This window comes from Chitinophaga hostae, assembly GCF_018224885.1.
Lineage (GTDB): Bacteria > Bacteroidota > Bacteroidia > Chitinophagales > Chitinophagaceae > Chitinophaga > Chitinophaga hostae.
Map to the genome: position 1 here is coordinate 146933 of NZ_JAGTXB010000006.1, position 19681 is coordinate 166613.

Below are 19681 nucleotides of genomic sequence, written 5' to 3' on the forward strand. Positions count from 1 at the left end.
AAAATCAGCAAAATCATTAACATCATATTAATCCTGCGCAAGACAAAAACTGCATACAGCTTTTTATTATATTTGGATATTGTCAACGCTTTTAAAATTTTTACAGGACCTACATGCTGAGATGCTGTTATTACCTGCTGGCCATGATCTGCCTGATGGGAATAGTGTTACCGGAAACTGCTGAAGGACAGTCTGTACCTGCAAAGGATAGCAGCTATCTGGTGGTGCGTAACATCATCGTTACGGGGAATAAGAAAACCCGTACCACCGTTATTATGCGGGAAATCAGCACGGTACCCGGAGATACCATCTACTACCGGGATCTCGCCGAAACCCTGGAAGAACGCCGCAAGCAACTACTCAATACCTCGCTTTTCCTGAATGTAACCGCCAATGTAAAAAACTGGAACGGCGACCAGGCCGACCTCGTATTTGAAGTATGGGAACGCTGGTACACCTTTGCCTACCCTATCTTTAAACTGGCCGACCGCAACTTTAACCAGTGGTGGGTGGAAAAAAAACACAGTCTCAGCCGGGTCAATATAGGCGTAAGCGGTACCCAGGAAAACCTGACCGGCCGGAACGACGCCCTCAATGCGGCCCTCCAGTTTGGCTATACGCAACGCTTTGCGCTCCAGTATAACCTGCCTTATATTGACAAGCATTTCCGGCATGGCATGGGTATCATCGCTTCCTATAAGCGTAACCGTGAGGTGAACGACAGCACCAGCGATAATAAACAACAGTTTTTCCGGAAAGATGAATTTCTCCGCCAGGTATATCTCGTAGGGCTTAGCTACAGCTATCGCAGGGCCATTAATACCCGGCACCAGGTATTTGTAAACTATAACTACGAAAGAGTGGCGGATTCTGTGGCCATCCTCAATCCCAATTACCTGGGAAAAGGCCGCACAAAAATCAGTTACCTCGATATCGCTTACCGGTTAACCTATATAAAGGCCGACAGTTGGGTGTATCCGCTGAAAGGAGTGAGTATACTGGCAGAAGTGGGCAAAAGGGGGATAGGCCCTTGGAACGATATCAGCGACGTTCATTTCCGGCTGAATATGGCCAAATACTGGCAGCTGCGCCCCAAAACCTTTGGCGCGCTGGGTATCCGGAGCATGGCGAAATTCTCCAACGACCAGCCTTATATCAACCAGCAGGCGCTGGGCTACAGCGATGATTACCTGCGCGGACTGGAATATTATGTGATAGATGGTACCAGCTTCGCCATCTTTAAATCTACCTTGCGCCAGGAGCTGCTATCGTTCAAAATTAAATTGCCGGTTGTACCCAAAAAATTTAACACCGTTCCCGTGCGAATTTTTGCCAAAGCCTTTGGTGATGCGGGGTACGCCTATAATAAATACCCCGGTAACAGTTTCCTGAATAACCGCTTTTTGTATACTGGCGGCATTGGACTCGATATGGTTTCTTTTTATGACACTTGTCTTCGTATAGAGTACAGCTTTAACCAGTTAGGGCAAAAAGGACTATTTTTACACACGAGCATCGATATGTAGGTGGGGAGCTGTTAGCGTTTAGCCGTTAGCTTTTAGTAAAGGCGGAGAAGAACGGTTTACAGCTTGCCCGGGAAATAACAACAGGATTAGCTGGGAGCATTTGGAGACAGCTTTTTAAAAGCGTCGCTGACAGCTAACAGCCAATGGCAAAAAGCTAGAAAATTATGCAGGTAGCACTATATAGCAGGGGATTTATTACAGAAGATATTGCAAACATCCGCTTATTGCTGGAGGAATTGCAGCGGGCAGATATAGATGCCATTATTTACGAACCTTTTTACCATACACTTCAGCAACACATTCCTTTTGACAACACGCCGCCGCTTTTTAGTTCAGCGGAAGATCTTCCCGGTAAGATCGACTTCCTGGTGAGCCTGGGCGGAGATGGTACGCTGCTGGATACGGTTTGCTATGTAAGAGATACCAATATCCCGGTGATCGGGATCAATTTTGGCCGGTTAGGTTTCCTGGCCAGTATCGGTAAAGACGAAATTCATGCCCTGGTGCAGGCCTTGCTGAACCGCACCTACGTGGTAGATCAGCGGTCCCTGTTGCATCTGGACGCCAATGTGCCTTTGTTTGGCGATGTGCCTTACGCGTTGAATGAGTTCACCATCCATAAAAAGGATACTTCGGCCATGGTGAAAATCCATACCTACCTGAATGGAGAATTCCTGAACACTTATTGGGCCGATGGCCTGATTGTAGCCACCCCTACCGGTTCTACCGGGTATTCGCTGAGCTGTGGCGGTCCTATCGTGTTTCCGGATGCGGGTAACTTTGTGATCACCCCTGTGGCGCCGCATAACCTCAATGTAAGGCCCATCATAGTGCCTAACGATAATATTATTTCTTTTGAAGTGGAAGGGCGCAGCGACCAGTTTTTATGTACGCTCGACAGCCGTATGGAAACCATTGATAATACCGTGCAGCTCGCCGTTAAAAAGGAGCAGTTTAAACTCAGCCTGCTGCGACTGGACGACAGCAACTTCCTGCATACCCTGCGTAATAAGCTATTGTGGGGAATTGATGCGCGGAATACGATTAAAATATAGAAATGTAAAATATATTGTTACATTTACAAATATATTTTCTGCTGATAGTAATATTCATTATGCCTGTGGATAGAGAATGTGTCAAAAATAGTAAGCATAATCATCAGCTATACATTAAATAAATCCGGCATTTTAGCGTTTAAGTAGAACTGATTTATGCTGAAACCTCTTTTATATCCTCAATACTTCATTTTCTTTTTGCTGTTGTCGGCTGGTTGTCTGTATGGTAACCGGGTATCGGGGCAAAATGAGCTGCAATATGTGGGAGAGCTGGGATTGTCGGTGGGAGGGGCCCAATATTTCGGGGATCTGAACACCCGTGGCGCCCTGAATACCATGAAACCTGCTGTGGGTATATATTACCGGAAGTACATGAACGATTATGTGGGGATCCGCGCACACGGAAGATATATGCAGCTGGGCTATTCCGATGTGTATAACAAAAATGAGTTTCAAAACCGCCGTAACCTCAGTTTCAATACCAATTTATACGAATTATCCCTGCAGGGGGACTTTAATTTCTTCCGGTTTGAGCCTGGAAGCCTCTATGAGCGGTTTTCGCCCTATCTCACGGGGGGAGCCAGTATTTTTTATTACAACCCATATACTTATCTTAACGGTGTGAAATATTTTTTACAGCCTTTGCGTACGGAAGGACAGGGTACCGCCTTATATCCCGAACGCAAGCCATATAGCCTGGTATCATATGCCTGGCTGATCGGATGGGGCTTTAAATATAATATTTCAAGAAAAGTGAATGTAGGTCTGGAGGCCTTATATCGTTTCACTCAAACAGATTACCTGGACGACGTGAGTACCACTTATGCGGGTACAGCTGCTTTCCCTGAGCTGCCTAACGGACAGCCTTCGATAGCGTCGCAATTGCAGGACAGGTCTGGGGTAAAGGGGACGCCTATAGGGGTAATGGGCCGGCAGCGCGGAAACAGCCGGGATAAGGATCAGTTTTTGACGATTGAGTTGACAATCAGTATTCTTTTTACTTCTTACAACTGTAAATTTTAATTTACAGAGAAAATACTTTCTGCCGGCGGGCTTTCTATACCTGCGAACCGCCCGGATAGGTCTCCGAAATTGCTAAAATCCCCACTGGTATTGAATTCGCTGTTAAAACTACGTTAAAACAACTTATTGGGCTTTGCCAAAAAAGTCATTACTCTATTTTTGTATCTTTGCACCCTTTTAGTAAATCTGTTATAATCTGTTATAATACGCCTGACACAAATGAGCTTGAAGGATAAATTGGACTTACAACGGTTACCGCGCCATATAGCCATTATTATGGACGGGAACGGCCGTTGGGCAAAGGAGCGGGGACAAGACAGGCTGTACGGGCACCACGAAGGGGTAGAAAGTGTGCGCAATATAGTGGAGACCTGTGCAGAACTTGGAATAGGTTATCTGACCCTATACGCGTTTTCAACCGAAAACTGGGATCGCCCGGTTTATGAAGTTAATGGCATAATGGAACTGCTCGTAAACACTATCCGCATGGAAGTGAATACGTTATCAAAAAATAATATCCGTTTGAGTGTAATAGGCGACATGGACATGTTGCCTCCCCAGGCTCAACGGGAAATGGAAGAGGCTATTGCGCTTACCAGCCAGAATACCGGCCTCAATCTCATTATGGCGCTCAGCTACAGTGCAAGGTGGGAAATCGTGAATGCAGCCAGGAAAATAGCCCTGGATGTAAAGAATGGAGCCCTGGACCCGGCAGCTGTTACGCCTGAAGTATGGGAGAAATATCTCTGTACCGCCGGCCTGCCGGACCCTGAATTAATGATTCGTACCAGTGGAGAATGCAGGATCAGTAACTTCCTACTATATCAATTGGCCTACGCGGAACTGTACTTTACAGAAACCCGTTGGCCGGATTTCCGCAATGAACATCTTTACCAAGCCATCTTAAATTACCAAACCAGAGAACGGCGCTTTGGCAAAACAAGCGAACAAATTCAGCAGAATGAAGAAATTATTTCCTAAGGGCCTTCTGGCTATAGCATTATGTTGCAGTGCAGGCATTCGTGTATCCGCTCAGCAAAAAGATACCGTGCCCCCTACACAGCCTCCTGCTAACCCGCCGGCAGTTGCTCCGATTAATATGGGTGTTCCGCAACAGTACGAAATTGCCGATATTACCGTTGCCGGTACCCAATACCTGGATAAGACCCTGCTGCTGTCGCTTTCCGGCCTCAGCGTGGGCGATAAGGTAACCTATCCGGGGGGAGATCAGTTTACCAAGGCCATCCAAAGCCTCTGGTCGCAAAGACTGTTTGCCGATGTAACCATTTATGTGACTAAAATTGAAGACAATAAGATCTGGCTGGAAATAGGATTAACGGAAATGCCCCGTATGTCCTCATTCTCCTTCAAAGGAATTAAAAAAACCGAAGCAGACGATATTGCTACCAAAGCCGGTTTGCGCAAAGGTTCCGTGATCACCCAGGCACTGAAACAAAACGTAATAGGGGTAGTTCATAAATTTTATGCTGACAAGGGATTTGGTAATGCTACCGTAAAAATCGAGGAAAGAGTCGATAGCGGACAGGTAAACTCCCGCCAGGTGGTGTTTAACGTGACCAAAGGAAGTAAAGTTCGTACCGAAAATATCAATATCGTAGGTAACTACAACATTGCCGATGGCAAAATCAAGAAGAAGATGAAAGGAACAAAGGAACGTTCCCGCTTCACCCTTCATCCTGATATTGAACATGTATATGTGGATTCCCTGGCAGAAGCAGACGACTTCTGGCAAACATACGGCTTCCTGCAGCCCACAAGGGCGCTCGAGAAGCTGGATCCTTATTTCCGCTTTAAACTGTTCAGCTCTGCCAAGTTTAACGAAAACAAATACCTGGAAGATAAAGGTAAAGTGGTAGGCCTCTACAACTCCAGGGGGTATCGTGATGCCGTTATCGTAAAAGATACGGTGTATAAAACCCGTTCCCAGAATCTGAATATCGATATGCAGATTTCTGAAGGAAAGAAATACTATTTCGGTGATATTACCTGGAAAGGAAATACCCGCTATTCCGACTCCGTACTGACACGTATCCTTGGTATCAAGAAAGGAGATGTGTATAACCTGGAACTGCTCGAAAAAAGAATCGGTAAACAAATGTCGCAGGAAGGCGGCGATATCAGTGGTTACTACATGGACTACGGCTATCTCTTCTTCCAGATTGATCCGGTGGAAATCGGGATCCGCGGCGACACCATCGATTACGAAATCCGTTTACGTGAAGGTCCGCAGGCTACCATTAAGGAAGTACGCATTGCCGGTAACGAAAAAACAAATGAACACGTTATCCGCCGTGAGCTGCGCACCATACCAGGTGAAAAATTCAGCCGCCAGGATCTGATCCGTTCCAACCGTGAAATTGCCAACCTCGGCTTCTTCAACCCGGAAAAGATCGGTATGAACCCTGTGCCAAACGTACAGGATGGTACCGTGGATATTGACTATACTGTAGAAGAAAAAGCCAATGACCAGCTGGAACTGTCGGCAGGTTGGGGTGGTTATATCGGTTTAACCGGTACCCTCGGCGTAACCTTTAATAACTTCTCCCTCCGTAACATTTTCCGGAAAGAAACCTGGGATCCGTTACCAAGCGGAGACGGACAAAAATTGTCTGTTCGTATTTCCTCCAATGGTAAAGCTTACCGTTCCTATAACTTCTCCTTCACTGAGCCATGGCTGGGAGGTAAGAAAAGAAACCAGTTTTCTGTGAGCTTCTATAGCAGCTATCAGAATCCATACGCTTATAACGATTACTATAAATTACCGGGAGATACTTCCAGGTCTACAGACGGACACTTTAAAGTGTTAGGTGCTTCCGTATCGCTGGGTAAGCAGCTGAAATGGCCGGATGACTATTTCACCCTGATCTATTCCCTGAACTATCAACAGTACAAACTGAAGAACTATAACTATTTTGGTATTGCTGGTTTTGAAAACGGTACTTCCAATAACGTGAACGTTAAACTGACACTGGCCCGTTCTTCTGTGGATCAGCAGATCTTTCCGCGTAGTGGTTCCAACTTCATGTTATCTGCTCAGTATACGCCGCCATATTCCCTGTTTAATCCTGATAAGGATTACTCCAAGGAGCCGGCTTCCAAGCAGTTTAATTTTATCGAGTACCAGAAATACCGCTTTAACGCAGAATGGTATGTGCCTTTGAGTCGCCCGATGGGCAGCGACAACAAAACGTTTGTATTGAAAGTAGCTGCTAAATTTGGTTATATCGGCCGCTACAACAACCGCACAACGCTGTCGCCATTTGGCCGGTTTGAAATGGGGGGTGATGGTTTGAGTAACTTCGCTATCTACGATCGTGATATCATCTCCCAGAGAGGTTATCCGGTGTATTATACATCCGATCCGAGCATCAATCCTGAAAACGGTCAGCCTGCGAACTATTCCGGCTTTACCGTATTCAATAAGTTTGTGATGGAACTGCGGTATCCGTTCAGCCTGAATCCCAGCTCCACGATCTTTGGTCTGGCCTTCCTGGAAGCAGCCAACGGTTACAAAGATCTGAATGAGTATAACCCGTTCAGGTTGCGTCGTTCTGCCGGTATCGGTATGCGTTTCTATCTGCCGATGTTCGGATTGCTTGGATTTGATTACGGTATTGGGTTTGACCGCCTGACGCCGGGTGGTGGTCTGAAAGACGCAGCGAAGTTTACCTTTATGCTCGGTTTCGAACCAGAATAATGTGAAAATAAATTATATATTGCAAGTTTAACCGTCGTTTGGTTTTGCAAAAAAATCTATTGTAGCATGAAGAAATTATTTATTACAGCCGCTATTGTATTGGCTATGGGCGGTGCAGCAAGTGCACAGCGCTATTGTGTGATAGATACAAAATATATACTGGAAAGCATTCCTGAGTACAAGGAGTCGCAGAAAAAGCTGGATGCCGTTGCTGAACAGTGGCAGAAGGAAATTGACGCCAAATTCCAGGAAGTGGACAAAATGTATAAGTCCTATCAGGCCGAGCAGGTAATGCTGACAGAGGAACTGAAGCGGAAACGCGAGGATGAGATCGTGGCGAGGGAAAAAGAGGCAAAGGATTTGCAGAAGAAGCGTTTTGGTTACGAAGGGGATCTTTTCAAGAAAAGAGAAGAACTGGTAAAACCAATCCAGGACAAGATCTACAATGCGGTACAGAAATTGTCTGCCAGCAGGATGTTTGACTTTGTACTGGACAAGGCCGCAGGTGCCACCGTTATTTTCTCTGATCCCAAGCTGGACAAGAGCGAAGAGATTCTAAAATCCCTTGGGGTGAAGAAATAAACGTGTACCTATTTTTTAACTATAAGTATTTAAATTTTTTTAAACACAGACAACATCATGAAGAAGTACGTAATTATTGCTTTTGTGGCGGTTACCGGTTTGTTCAGCGTGAATGCAATGGCACAATCCAAAGTAGCGCATATCAATGCACAGGCACTGGTAGCCAGCATGCCTGAAGCTAAGAAGGCAGAAACTGATCTGCAGACTTTTGCACAGAGCCTGGAAGCTGATGGAAAAGCATTGGTAGACGAGTATACAAAGAAAATGAAGGACTTTGATGACAAGGCGGCCACTATGACCGACAACATAAAAGAAATCAAAGGTCGTGAAATCCAGGATGCACAGAAACGTATCCAGGACTACCGCGAAGCTGCTGAACAGAAAGTGCAGGCTAAACAGCAGGAACTGCTGAAACCTATCTACGATAAAGCCCGTAAAGCGATCGAAGATGTAGCGAAAGAAAAAGGTTATGGCTATGTGATCGACAGCTCTGCCGGTATGCTGCTGGTTTCTCCTGCTGCAGACGATATCCTGACTGCGGTGAAGACCAAACTGGGTGTTAAATAGTAAATGATTTTAATATTAAAGGTGGAATGTGGCTCAGACTGCATTCCACCTTTATATTTAAGAAATTGTATTTTAATTTTACTTTCTAAATATTTTCTGCTACCTTTGCCTTCCGTTTTAAAAAACAGTATCCCTTAATTCGGGAGTTTTAGTATAGTACAGGTAAAAACAAAAAAAAGAAATGAAACGTACTTTTCAACCGCATAACAGACGCAGAAAGAGCGTTCACGGCTTCAGAAAGAGAATGGAAACTGCTAATGGCCGTAAGGTATTGGCTTCCCGTAGAGCAAAAGGTCGTAAGAAGCTGACTGTTTCTGACGAGCGTAAGCTGAAATAATTATAGTAGCTAAATACTATTTGCCATAAAAACTTATTCTTTTAAAAAGGAAGAAAGGTTAAAAAGCAGAAAACTTATTGAAACGCTTTTTCGTGAAGGAAAAGCGTTTTCTGTTTTTCCCTACCGGGTAGTGTACATGCCCCTCAAAGAGCCATGTAAATACCCCGTGCAGGTAGGCTTTAGTGCCGCTACCCGCCGTTTTCCCCATGCGGTGGACCGTAACCGTATCAAACGCCTGGGCCGCGAAGCCTGGCGCCTGCAAAAGCAGGAATTGTATGATCACCTCCGGTCACAGTCCCGGCAACTGGCCGTTTTCCTCATTTATACCGACAAAAAAATAGCCCCGTTTTCTACCCTGCAAGACAAAATTTTGGTAATTTTAAAGAAGCTGCGGGAAGCATAAAGCTGATGGCCAAAAGCCAAAAGCAAAAAGCTATTGCAGTGAATATGATGCCTGGAAGTGCACTTGTTGCAAAGTTTTTATTGTTTCTACTTCGCTGCAATAGCTTTTTGCTTTTGGCCTTCAGCTTTATGCTTTCTTAAAATATCGTTTATATGAATCGTGTAGTGCGCTGGTTGAGTTATCCTTTTATTTTCCTGATTAAGATCTATCAATGGTTTATTTCGCCCCTGCTGGGCAGTAAATGTCGTTATACACCCACCTGTTCCCAGTATGGACTGGAAGCACTTAAAAAATATGGCCCTTTCAAAGGCGGCTATCTCACCATAAAGCGTATATTGTCATGCCATCCCTGGGGTGGGCATGGATATGACCCGGTTCCCTGAGTAAATAACCGGTTGCTAACTTTAATCGTTCATCTTATACATTCTTGCATGCGTGCGTTTTTTAATAAAAGAAAGAAACTGACAGCAGCGCTGCTGTTGCTGATTACAGCAGCAGGCATCTTTGCTTTCAATGAAAATGATAAGTACTTCCAGATTGCCAAAAACCTGGACATCTTCGCGGCTTTCTACCGGGAACTGAATACTTATTACGTGGATGATCTTCCGCCGGAAAAGGTGATGCGCAAAGGCATTGAGGCAATGCTGGAGGAAACCGATCCATTTACCGATTTCGTTTCAGAAGAAAATCTGGATGACCTCAAATTTATGGCTACGGGCAAATATGGTGGTGTAGGCGCCTCTATTAACACCAATGGAGAATGGACATCCATCACCGATGTATACGAAGGCAGCCCCATGGACAAAGCAGGCGTAAAGCCAGGCGATATTATTGTAAGCATGGATGGTAAATCCACCAAAAATGTAGCCCAGGAAGACGTGAGCCGGCAGCTGAAAGGCGCCGCAGGCACACCGCTGGACATGGTATTCAGAAACCCCGTTACCGGTGCGGAAACATCCAAAAAGATCATCCGCGATGAAATCAATGTAAAAGCAGTCAGCTATGCCGGGATATTGAAAAATGATATCGGCTATATCAAAATGACGCAATTCACCGAAAACAGCGGTGTAATGGTACGCAGGGCAGTAGAACAGCTCAAACAAAGTAACCCTGCACTGAAAGGGATGATACTGGATCTCCGCGGCAACCCCGGCGGTTTGCTGGATGAAGCCGTAGTGGTATCCAATATCTTTGTAGATAAAAATAAACTGATCGTCAGCACCCGCGGGAAAGTAAAAAACTGGGACCGTAACTACGAAACATCCGATCAGCCGGTAGATGTGCATCTGCCCCTGGCCGTACTCACCAACCATTCCTCTGCCTCCGCGTCTGAAATTGTAGCCGGCAGCATACAGGACCTGGATCGTGGCCTGGTAATAGGGCAACGCTCCTACGGCAAAGGACTGGTACAAACTACCCGCCAGCTGCCTTATAACACCAAGCTGAAAGTAACTACCGCTAAATATTATACACCCAGTGGCCGTTGCATACAGGCCATCGACTACTCACACCGCAACGACGACGGTAGCGTGGACTATGTACCGGACTCCCTGCGTAAATCATTCACCACCACCGGCGGCCGCGCAGTGAAAGACGGCGGCGGTATTGAGCCGGATGCAAAAGTAGAACCTACCTATATCAGCCAGGTGGCTATTACCCTGCTCCGTAAGCAATTTATTTTTGATTACGCTACCAGCTATTATTACAGCCATCCGAGAATTGCGGCAGCAGCTACCTTTGCGCTGACAGACAGCGAGTTCTCCGATTTTGAACGCTACCTCGATAACAAGGACTACAGCTATAAAACCAGGAGTGAGGAAGCATTGGATTCCTTTAAAAGCACCGCTAAAAAAGAAAAATATTATGATGCGGTAGCCAAAGAACTGGAAACGCTGGAAGCTAAAATGAAGCATGATAAGAAGCAGGACCTGCTGAAAAATAAAGAAGAAATAAAACGTTTGCTGGAAGAAGAAATCGTGAACCGTTACTACCTGCAAAAAGGCAGGATTATCAAATCACTGGAATGGGATAATGAAGTAAATACAGCAGCAGATATCCTGCACAGCCAGGCAAAATATAAACAGCTGCTGGCAGCAGCCAAATAAAAGATTTAATCACTTTTTTCTATCAAAAGATATAGTGCTTGAAGCATTTAACAGATCCTGAACTGATAGTGTTATTAAGAGAAGATGACGAGGGGGCTTTCAGGGAAATTTATGAACGCTACTGGAAGGTCCTGTATCAACAGGCATTGAAAAAGCTCGCTACTACTGAAGAAGTGAGGGATATCATCCAGGAAATTTTCTTCTCGTTATGGAAGTCACGGCAGGTACTGATGCTCCGGGAAACGCTCCCTCAGTATCTGCATACCTCCCTGCGCTATAAAATTATAGATTACTACCGGTTGCGCAGTGTGCGGGGCCGGTACTACGATACGTTACTTCAGGAGGAAGAAATACAGTCTCCCGAGGTGAGTGAACAATTACATTACCAGCAGTTAAATAAACTGGTAGAAGAAGAAATAAGACAGATGCCTGCTAAAATGCAGGAAGTATTTGTGCTCAGCCGTGATCATAATCTGAATGCGGTAGAAATAGCCCGGAAACTATCTTTATCTCACCAAACGGTACGTAACCAAATCAGCACGGCGCTGAAAAGGATCCGCAAAAGGCTGGATAAGACCCTGTGAACCCAGTCATTCCCCATGAACCCTATGCCCCAGGCGGATTAAAAAAAGTTAAATTCTATCTGGTACACTTTGAACGGTTAACCGACAAATATAAGGACGCTATGAAAAATGATATGCCAGGCAATATTCCGGAGTCCATCCGGGCGCTGTTGTTAAAGCAAGATGGTACCGCTTTATCTGCCGCAGAAAGCCAACAATTAAATGAATGGTACGAAACGCTGGAATTAGTTCCGGCAGAAAACCTGTTGGATGGCGGTAGCGGTGAAGCAAACGAACAAGCGCTCATCTGGAACGCCCTGTACACGCAGGTAAAGGGTGCATCACAGCGCCCCGTATACCGGATGAAATCCTGGATATGGAAAGCAGCGGCAGTGGCAGCATTGGTGGGAATTGCCACCGCCTGGTTATGGTACGGACAACGCCCATACAAGCTGGAAATAGCTACCAATACAGGTAAAGTACAACATATCACCCTGCCGGATGGCTCGCAGGTATGGTTAAATGCCAAAAGCCGATTACAGTATAACAACTGGCAACCAGGCAAAGCGAGGGAAGTGGTATTAAGCGGAGAAGCCTTTTTTGATATTACACAAAAGGAGCATCAACCATTTATCATACATACAAAAACAGTAGATATCCGTGTGCTGGGCACCTCTTTTAACGTGAAAGCATATGCGGAGGATGGTCATACCGAAACCACACTGGTAACAGGAAAGGTGCAGATTGTGATGAAAGAAGAGGATGGCAGAACAGTAACACTGGAGCCTAATCAGAAGCTGGTAGTGCAGAACAGACTGGATCTGAAAAAAATCGAGACAATTAAAGCCAACAAAATACCGCTGCCAGATAATACCGGTTATCATATCACAGCCGCCAAGGTCATTGCCGGTGATAGCAGCGTAGCAGAAATATCCTGGCGGGAAAGGAAGCTGACCTTCTTTGATCAGCCACTGTCGGAAGTAGCATTACAGCTGGAGCGCTGGTATGGCGTTACTGTAGTTTTTAAGGAAGAAACAATGAAAAATGCCCGGTTTACAGGCACGTTCCGGGATGAATCTTTACAAAAAGTTATGGAAGTTTTGCAAATGTCGGCACCATTTAATTATCGCATAAGTAACGACACGTTAATGATTAACAAGTAAAATCAACAAAAAAATATGGATACCAGATAGCCGCTGAATACCAAGCGCATGAACCTTGCCCGGGTTTTACAGGCGATCGAAGCACAGGGAAATGTACGCTTTGTGTACAATAACGACGTACTACCCAGCAACGAATTTATTTCTATTGATGTAAAAGATCAGCCACTGGATGTAGTATTAAGCACCGTGCTGAAAAACACCGCCCTTACCTTTAAAGCACTGGACAAAGAACTGATTGTCATCGCACCAAGTAATTCCGTTATCAAAAAAATTACCGTAAAAGGTAAAATCACTGATAGTAAAGGTAATCCAATCATCGGGCCAATATCCAGATAGCCGGCACCAACCGCGGTACAGTTACCAGCCCGGATGGTACTTACCAGTTGGAAACACCGGACGATGCTACGCTGATATTTTCTTTCATCGGTTATTTACAGGAAAAGATTGCAGTGAATAATCGTACCACCATTGACGTGGTACTGAAAGAAGATACGAAAGGATTGAATGAAGTAGTGGTAGTGGGTTATGGTTGCCAGAAGAAGGTAAACCTGACAGGGTCTGTGGCCACCGTGAGTGCCGACAAGCTGGTATCCCGCCCGGTAACTTCCGTGCAAAACGCATTACAGGGGCTGGTACCCGGACTGACCGTTTTGAGCCGGCCCGGTAACGTAGGTAAGGATGCCGGTACTATTACGGTACGTGGAAGAACTAACCTTTCTTCTCCCGGCCCCATGATCATTGTAGATGGAATTCCTTCCACCACCAATGATATGTCGGCCATCAACCCCAATGACATTGAAAGCATGTCGGTGCTTAAAGATGCTGCCTCCGCCTCTATTTATGGATCCCGTGCTGCCAATGGCGTTATCCTGATCACCACCAAACGTGGTAAGGAAGGTAAAATGCAGGTGGATGTAAACGCCAGCTATGGCGCATCTTCCGCTACCCGTTTGCCTAAATACCTGGGATCTGCTGACTATGCCCGTTTATACAACGAAGGAAAACTGAATGCAGGTAAGCCGGCACTGTATACCGACGAGCAGATAAAGAAATTTGAAGATGGATCTGATCCGGATCATTATCCTAATACAGACTGGTATAAACTGGCGCTGCGTAAAAATGCGCCTTATAAAGACCTGCAGGCTGGCATCAGCGGGAGTTCCAAGAACTCTACATACTACCTGAGCCTTGGATACCTGAACCAGTCTTCCCTGATACCTACCACTTCCATGGACCGCTATACAGTACGGTTAAATACTTCAACGCAGGTATTACCTATTCTGAATATTGGTACCAACATGGCATTTGTAAAACAGGATATCAATAATAAAGGCGGAGATCTGAGCTTTACAACCCTGAACCGTTCCGTACCTACTTTGGTAGCTGTACAGTCAGACGGTACCTGGGGCACCATGAACGGTGGTAAATCAGATGCTACGCTTTCCAATGGCAACGTATTACGTACTTTAAGTGAAGCTGGCCGCAGCTGGGATAAATCCAATTCCTTTACAGGTGGCGTGAATGGTAGCTTAACCCCGCTGAAAGGGCTCGCTATCAAAGGCTTGCTTTCCCTGAAACTGGATAACCGTACTGCCAACAGGTTTACCAATACGATGGACCCATTGATTGATTTTGATACCAAAAAAGAAATCAAGTCAACCGCCGTATTGCTGAATGAAATGCAGGAAAAATGGGGACAACGCCAGGCATTATTGCTGCAGGCATACGCAGAATACGAGCGGAATTTCGGCAAGCACTATGCTAAAATTATGGCGGGTGCCTCCGAAGAAAGTAACGTATACCGTGATATCTACGCCGGCCGTAAAAACTTCCCGGTGAATGGTTTGGGAACAGTGGGCGCCGGCAGCGGCAGTCCGGATGATATCAGCACCGACGATGGCCTGACTGCTTTATCTCCCGATGGTACAACAGGACAACAACCCAATGGTACCTATTCAGAAGCCTGGGCGATACGCTCCTACTTTAGCCGTTTGAACTATGCTTTTGCAGACAAATATCTGTTGGAAGCAAATATGCGTTATGATTTGTCGTCGCGCTTCCACCCTGATTACCGTCTTGCTGCATTTCCTTCCTTCTCTGCTGGTTGGAGAGTTTCCGAAGAGAATTTTATGAAAGATGTGAAATGGGTGAGTAACCTTAAAGTAAGAGGTTCATGGGGTATTCTTGGTAATGAGTCAGCAGTGCCGGTTGGCAACTATTACAACTACCTCGAAAGCAACATCGTGTATAGCTTTGAAGAGAACCCGGTAAACGGTATTTATCAGAAAACAGCTTCGAACATGAGCACTACCTGGGAAAAAGTATATATGAGTAATGTGGGTCTGGATGCAAATTTCCTGAAAGGTAAACTGGATGTAACCGTTGATTATTATGTAAAAAGAACAGAAGGCATTTTACTGAATAAAACCAATCCCGCGGTATTTGGATTGGCTGCAGCGCGTGTAAACGCCGGTTCTACCCGTAACAAGGGGATAGAACTGAACCTGAGTTACAATGATAAAATCGGGAAGGATTTTACCTATAACATTTCCGTTAATCTCTCAAAAATCAAAAATACCATTGTTAATCTTGGTGGTGACGACAACCGGATAAACAGCTATTACATTGAGAGAGTAGGCGCTGCTGTTGGATCTTTCTATGGTTATGAAGTAGATGGTTTACTCGCAGAAGATGATATCAAGAACAAGTATCCGTTGTTGTATCCTAATTCAAAACCGGGGGATATCAAATACAGGGATGCCGACAACAATGGTAAAATTGATGGGGATGACCGTCGTATACTCGGTAATGATGTACCATGGTTTAACTATGGCGCTAACCTGGGTATGAGCTACAAAGGATTTGATCTGAATGTGCTGACCTACGGCGTATCCGATGTAAAAGTATATTTCGGGCAGGAAGCTTCTTATGCGTTCTTTAACGGCGCGGGTGTAAAAGAGTATCATCTGGACCGGTGGACGAAGGAAAACCCGAATCCGAAAGCAGCTTATCCAAGAATCCTGATTGGTGGGGATGCAACGCAGAACAACACGCCTATTTCTGAATTCTGGCTGTTTAACGGCGCTTTCTTCCGTGTTCGTTCTGTTAGCCTGGGTTATACTGTTCCGGCCAGCTGGACCAAGAGAGCAGCAATGCAATCGGCCCGCATTTATGTAGCGGCTAACAACCCATTCACTTTCATGTCTGACAAGCGCTTACATGATTATGACCCGGAAATGGCGTCCGGAAGAGGATCTTATCCTGGTGTTAAAACCTGGGTAGTAGGTGTAAACGTGAAATTTTAAGGCAGCAAAAAAAGACAACTCATGAAAAAACTTATCATAATAGGCGCTGTGTTGGGGATGACTATTAGTTGGTCCAGCTGCAGCAAGGATTTCCTGGACAGGGTACCGGAAGGAAAAATTTCCGAGGATACATACTGGAATACGCAGGCAGATGTAATGAATGCCCTGAACGGGGTATATGGTTATATCGGTACACCGGACCACGTTTACCTGATGGACGGACAAAATGCGATCTATGAAGATGGCGCCTCTGATAACGCGTTGGCGCAATATCCATGGGAAAGCAACGCCACCGATATTGCAAAAGGTAACGTAACACCTGCAACGAATGAAGGATGGGATTACACGGGTATCCGCCGGGCTAACTATTTCCTGGAAAATGTAGACAGGGTAAAGATGGATGATGCGCTGAAAGCAAGGACCAAAGCGGAAGCCCGCTTTATACGTGCTTACTTTTATTCAACCCTGGCGTTGAAATTTGGTGATGTGCCGTTGATCACCAAAACCATTACCCCCGCTGAATCTTACGGAGCACGTACGCCCAAAGCCGAAGTATGGTCGTTTATTTTCACAGAACTGGATGAAGTAGCGAAGGTATTACCCACTTCTTATGGAGGTGGAGGTACTGATCAGAAAGGACGTGTAACAAAAGGAGCCGCGCTGGCGCTGGCAGCCCGTTTGCACCTGTACCGCTCTGAATGGGCAGATGCTGTAAAGTATGCCAAAGCAGTGATGGCCATTCCGGGTTATGCGTTATTCAAGGTAGTGGCGGAAGATGGAGATGATGTATTGGATAACTATGCAGAATGGGTAGATTTTGCATCTGCGGCAGATGAGAAGAAATTCCGTATTGGCCTGAGAAGCTACGAGAAGTTGTTCATGGCAACCAACAAAGGTAATGCGGAAGTTATCTTCGACAGACAACATATGCTGCAAAAAGATGCCCAGTTTGACAACACCTACCTGCTGCCTGATGCATTGGGAGGCTGGAGCTCTGTTACACCTACACAGGACCTGGTAAATGCTTATGAAAGCTACAAAACCGGGGGGCCCCGTACTGTTATCAGTCCGGATGTTCGGGGAGCGCGTTACGCCAAAAAAGCCACCGATCCGCTGTTTTATACAGAATATAAAAACCTGGATCCACGGTTCTACGCCACTATCATGTTTGAGGGCAGTCCCTGGAATAATATTCAAAAAGGATATTCCTTTACCTGGGAGAAAGGATCCAATAACTCACAGATCGGATATAATTTTCGTAAAACGGTAGATCCTTCCTCCTGGAAAGCACAGGTAGATAACTATTCGAACCACATTATTATCAGGTACGCGGAGATATTACTGACCTATGCAGAGGCTCAGAATGAAGTAGCGGGGCCGGATGCCTCCGTATACGATGCCATAGATCAGATTCGCGACAGGGCCGGGATGCCGGTGCTGAATCGTACAAAATACAATTCACAGGCTACCCTGCGGGAAGCGATCCGCCTGGAACGCAGAATTGAGCTGGCCCTGGAAGGCAACCGGTTTATGGATATCCGCCGTTGGAAAATTGCGCCGCAGGTAATGAATACCACCTTGTACTCTATCGATGGTAAAAAGGCCGATGACCGTACCTGGTATGATAAATTATACCTCATGCCGGTACCACAATCGGAGTCAGATCAAAATCCAAAGTTATTACCCAATAACAACGGATACTAGTATTATTTAAAGAGAGAACAATACAAAACGCGGGTTCCAGCACTGTCCGGGACCCGCGTTTATATTTCAGGCGGGTTACTAAAATTATGAATTCCGGTTTATTGTTTTTATTTTGAGAACCTCAGTGAATAAGAACAGTTATCATTTTACAACCTAAAAAAGGGTTCATCATGCCAGTAAATTCCAATGAAGACTCTCGCCGGAGTTTTATCAGCAAATTTGCCAAAGGCGTAGTAGGCGCATCGCTGCTACCCAGCATCCTGACTGCTGCTGATAAGAAAAGAAATATAGCATCGCTCTCCCGTTTAAGAGAGAAGTACAGTGCCAACGACCAGATTCAGATAGCGCTGATTGGTGCGGGAGGAATGGGTACCGCAGATGCCAATACCGCGATCACTGTACCCGGTGTGAAACTGATAGCCGCCTGCGACCTCTACGACGGCCGCCTGGCAGATGCCAAAAAGAAATGGGGTAACGATATTTATACGACCCGTAATTACCAGGATATCCTGGATCGTAAAGACATTGACGCTGTTATAATTGCTGTTCCTGACTTCTGGCACAAGGATATCTCCGTAGCTGCCATGAACAAAGGTAAATCCGTGTATTGCGAAAAACCGATGGTACACGATATCAGCGAAGGCCCTGCAGTAGTGGAAGCACAGCAACGTAACGGAAAGGTAGTATACCAGGTAGGAAGCCAGGGTATGAGCTCCCTGGGAAATGAAAAAGCCAGGCAGCTGCTGAAAGACGGCGCCATCGGCAAACTGAACTATGCAGAAGGATTCTGGGCGCGTATGTCTCCCACCGGAGCGTGGCAATACCCTATTCCGGCCGATGCGTCGACTAAAACCGTGGATTGGGAAGCCTATCTCAAAAACGCCCCCAAGCGTGATTTTGACCCATTGCGTTTCTTCCGCTGGCGTAATTATAAAGACTATGGTACCGGCGTTTCGGGTGATCTGTTCGTACACCTGTTCTCCAGTCTTCACCTGGTAACCGGCTCTATCGGTCCCAATAAGGTAATGGCCACCGGCGGTTTACGCTATTGGAAAGATGGCAGGGAAGTACCGGATGTGATGCTGGGTATGTTCGATTATCCTGAAACAGAAATACACCCTGCGTTTAACCTGTCGCTCCGCGTAAACTTTGTAGATGGCACCGGTGGTACCAACTACCTGCGAATGGTAGGTAGTGAAGGCTCTATGACCGTAGAGTGGGACAAAGTAACCCTGTATCGCAACAGCGTACATGTGGATGAAAATGATCCGCTGGCTGCCGCCAATGCCGCTGCATCTAACAACGGTAAATCATATGCGTATCACCGCGCAGACATACTGCCGCAGGAAAAAATGGAGTATGAAGCAGAGAAGGGCTATAAAGGCGCTCACTTTGATCACTTCTACAACCTGTTTAACGCTATGCGTACCGGTGGCAAAGTAGCTGAAGACCCAACTTTCGGTTTCCGCGCTGCTGCTCCGGCATTGCTGTGTAACGAAAGTTACTTCGATAACAAGATCATCCACTGGGATCCAAAGAATCTGAAAGTGGTGCAGAAGTAAGCTGAAAGCTGAAAGCAAAAAGCTATTGAAAAGGAGATAAACGCGGAGATCATCCGCTTATATTACCC

The 19681-nt window shown here is 45.8% G+C and carries 17 protein-coding genes; all 17 read left to right on the plus strand.

What is annotated here, in order from left to right:
* Nucleotides 1-113 precede the first annotated feature (113 nt).
* Complete coding sequence (locus KE626_RS14380) at nt 114-1526, plus strand: POTRA domain-containing protein (RefSeq protein ID WP_211973611.1); 1413 nt, start codon at nt 114-116, stop codon at nt 1524-1526.
* A 164-nt stretch (nt 1527-1690) separates the two neighbouring features.
* Nucleotides 1691-2581 (plus strand): NAD kinase, encoded by an 891-nt coding sequence (locus KE626_RS14385; protein ID WP_211973612.1) that lies wholly within the window; start codon nt 1691-1693, stop codon nt 2579-2581.
* A gap of 156 nt (nt 2582-2737) precedes the next feature.
* Nucleotides 2738-3604 (plus strand): type IX secretion system protein PorG, encoded by an 867-nt coding sequence (gene porG, locus KE626_RS14390; RefSeq protein ID WP_249207469.1) that lies wholly within the window; start codon nt 2738-2740, stop codon nt 3602-3604.
* Between the two features lie 219 nt (nt 3605-3823).
* The gene (gene uppS / locus KE626_RS14395) at nt 3824-4585 is read left to right on the plus strand and encodes an undecaprenyl pyrophosphate synthase (RefSeq protein ID WP_211973613.1); all 762 of its coding nucleotides are present in this window, start codon (nt 3824-3826) and stop codon (nt 4583-4585) included.
* Nucleotides 4566-7322 (plus strand): BamA/OMP85 family outer membrane protein, encoded by a 2757-nt coding sequence (locus tag KE626_RS14400; protein ID WP_211973614.1) that lies wholly within the window; start codon nt 4566-4568, stop codon nt 7320-7322. Before uppS ends, KE626_RS14400 begins: the two co-directional genes overlap by 20 nt.
* 66 nt (nt 7323-7388) lie before the next feature.
* A complete protein-coding gene (locus tag KE626_RS14405; RefSeq protein WP_211973615.1) occupies nt 7389-7904 on the plus strand; it encodes an OmpH/Skp family outer membrane protein in 516 nt (171 codons plus the stop codon).
* A 57-nt stretch (nt 7905-7961) separates the two neighbouring features.
* Nucleotides 7962-8471, plus strand: a complete 510-nt coding sequence (locus tag KE626_RS14410) for an OmpH/Skp family outer membrane protein (protein WP_211973616.1) — start codon at nt 7962-7964, stop codon at nt 8469-8471.
* A gap of 181 nt (nt 8472-8652) precedes the next feature.
* Nucleotides 8653-8808, plus strand: coding sequence for a 50S ribosomal protein L34 (rpmH, locus tag KE626_RS14415; RefSeq protein ID WP_012788729.1), 156 nt, complete (start codon nt 8653-8655; stop codon nt 8806-8808).
* 25 nt (nt 8809-8833) lie between these two features.
* On the plus strand, nt 8834-9211 hold the full coding sequence (locus KE626_RS14420) for a ribonuclease P protein component (protein ID WP_346344423.1): 378 nt from the start codon (nt 8834-8836) through the stop codon (nt 9209-9211).
* Between the two features lie 152 nt (nt 9212-9363).
* The gene (yidD, locus tag KE626_RS14425; protein ID WP_211973617.1) at nt 9364-9594 is read left to right on the plus strand and encodes a membrane protein insertion efficiency factor YidD; all 231 of its coding nucleotides are present in this window, start codon (nt 9364-9366) and stop codon (nt 9592-9594) included.
* Nucleotides 9595-9642: 48 nt separating this feature from the next.
* A complete protein-coding gene (locus KE626_RS14430; RefSeq protein WP_211973618.1) occupies nt 9643-11316 on the plus strand; it encodes a S41 family peptidase in 1674 nt (557 codons plus the stop codon).
* Between the two features lie 38 nt (nt 11317-11354).
* Entirely contained in the window at nt 11355-11900 is a 546-nt protein-coding gene (locus KE626_RS14435; RefSeq protein ID WP_211973619.1) for an RNA polymerase sigma factor, read from the plus strand.
* Between the two features lie 101 nt (nt 11901-12001).
* A complete protein-coding gene (locus tag KE626_RS14440; RefSeq protein ID WP_211973620.1) occupies nt 12002-13042 on the plus strand; it encodes a FecR family protein in 1041 nt (346 codons plus the stop codon).
* Nucleotides 13043-13090: 48 nt separating this feature from the next.
* Nucleotides 13091-13378, plus strand: coding sequence for an STN domain-containing protein (locus tag KE626_RS14445; RefSeq protein ID WP_211973621.1), 288 nt, complete (start codon nt 13091-13093; stop codon nt 13376-13378).
* Nucleotides 13375-16347, plus strand: coding sequence for a SusC/RagA family TonB-linked outer membrane protein (locus KE626_RS14450; protein WP_346344424.1), 2973 nt, complete (start codon nt 13375-13377; stop codon nt 16345-16347). The genes KE626_RS14445 and KE626_RS14450 overlap by 4 nt, the downstream gene beginning before the upstream one ends.
* 21 nt (nt 16348-16368) lie before the next feature.
* Nucleotides 16369-18051, plus strand: a complete 1683-nt coding sequence (locus KE626_RS14455) for a RagB/SusD family nutrient uptake outer membrane protein (RefSeq protein WP_211973622.1) — start codon at nt 16369-16371, stop codon at nt 18049-18051.
* 170 nt (nt 18052-18221) lie between these two features.
* Complete coding sequence (locus KE626_RS14460) at nt 18222-19613, plus strand: Gfo/Idh/MocA family protein (protein WP_211973623.1); 1392 nt, start codon at nt 18222-18224, stop codon at nt 19611-19613.
* The last annotated feature ends 68 nt before the right edge of the window (nt 19614-19681 follow it).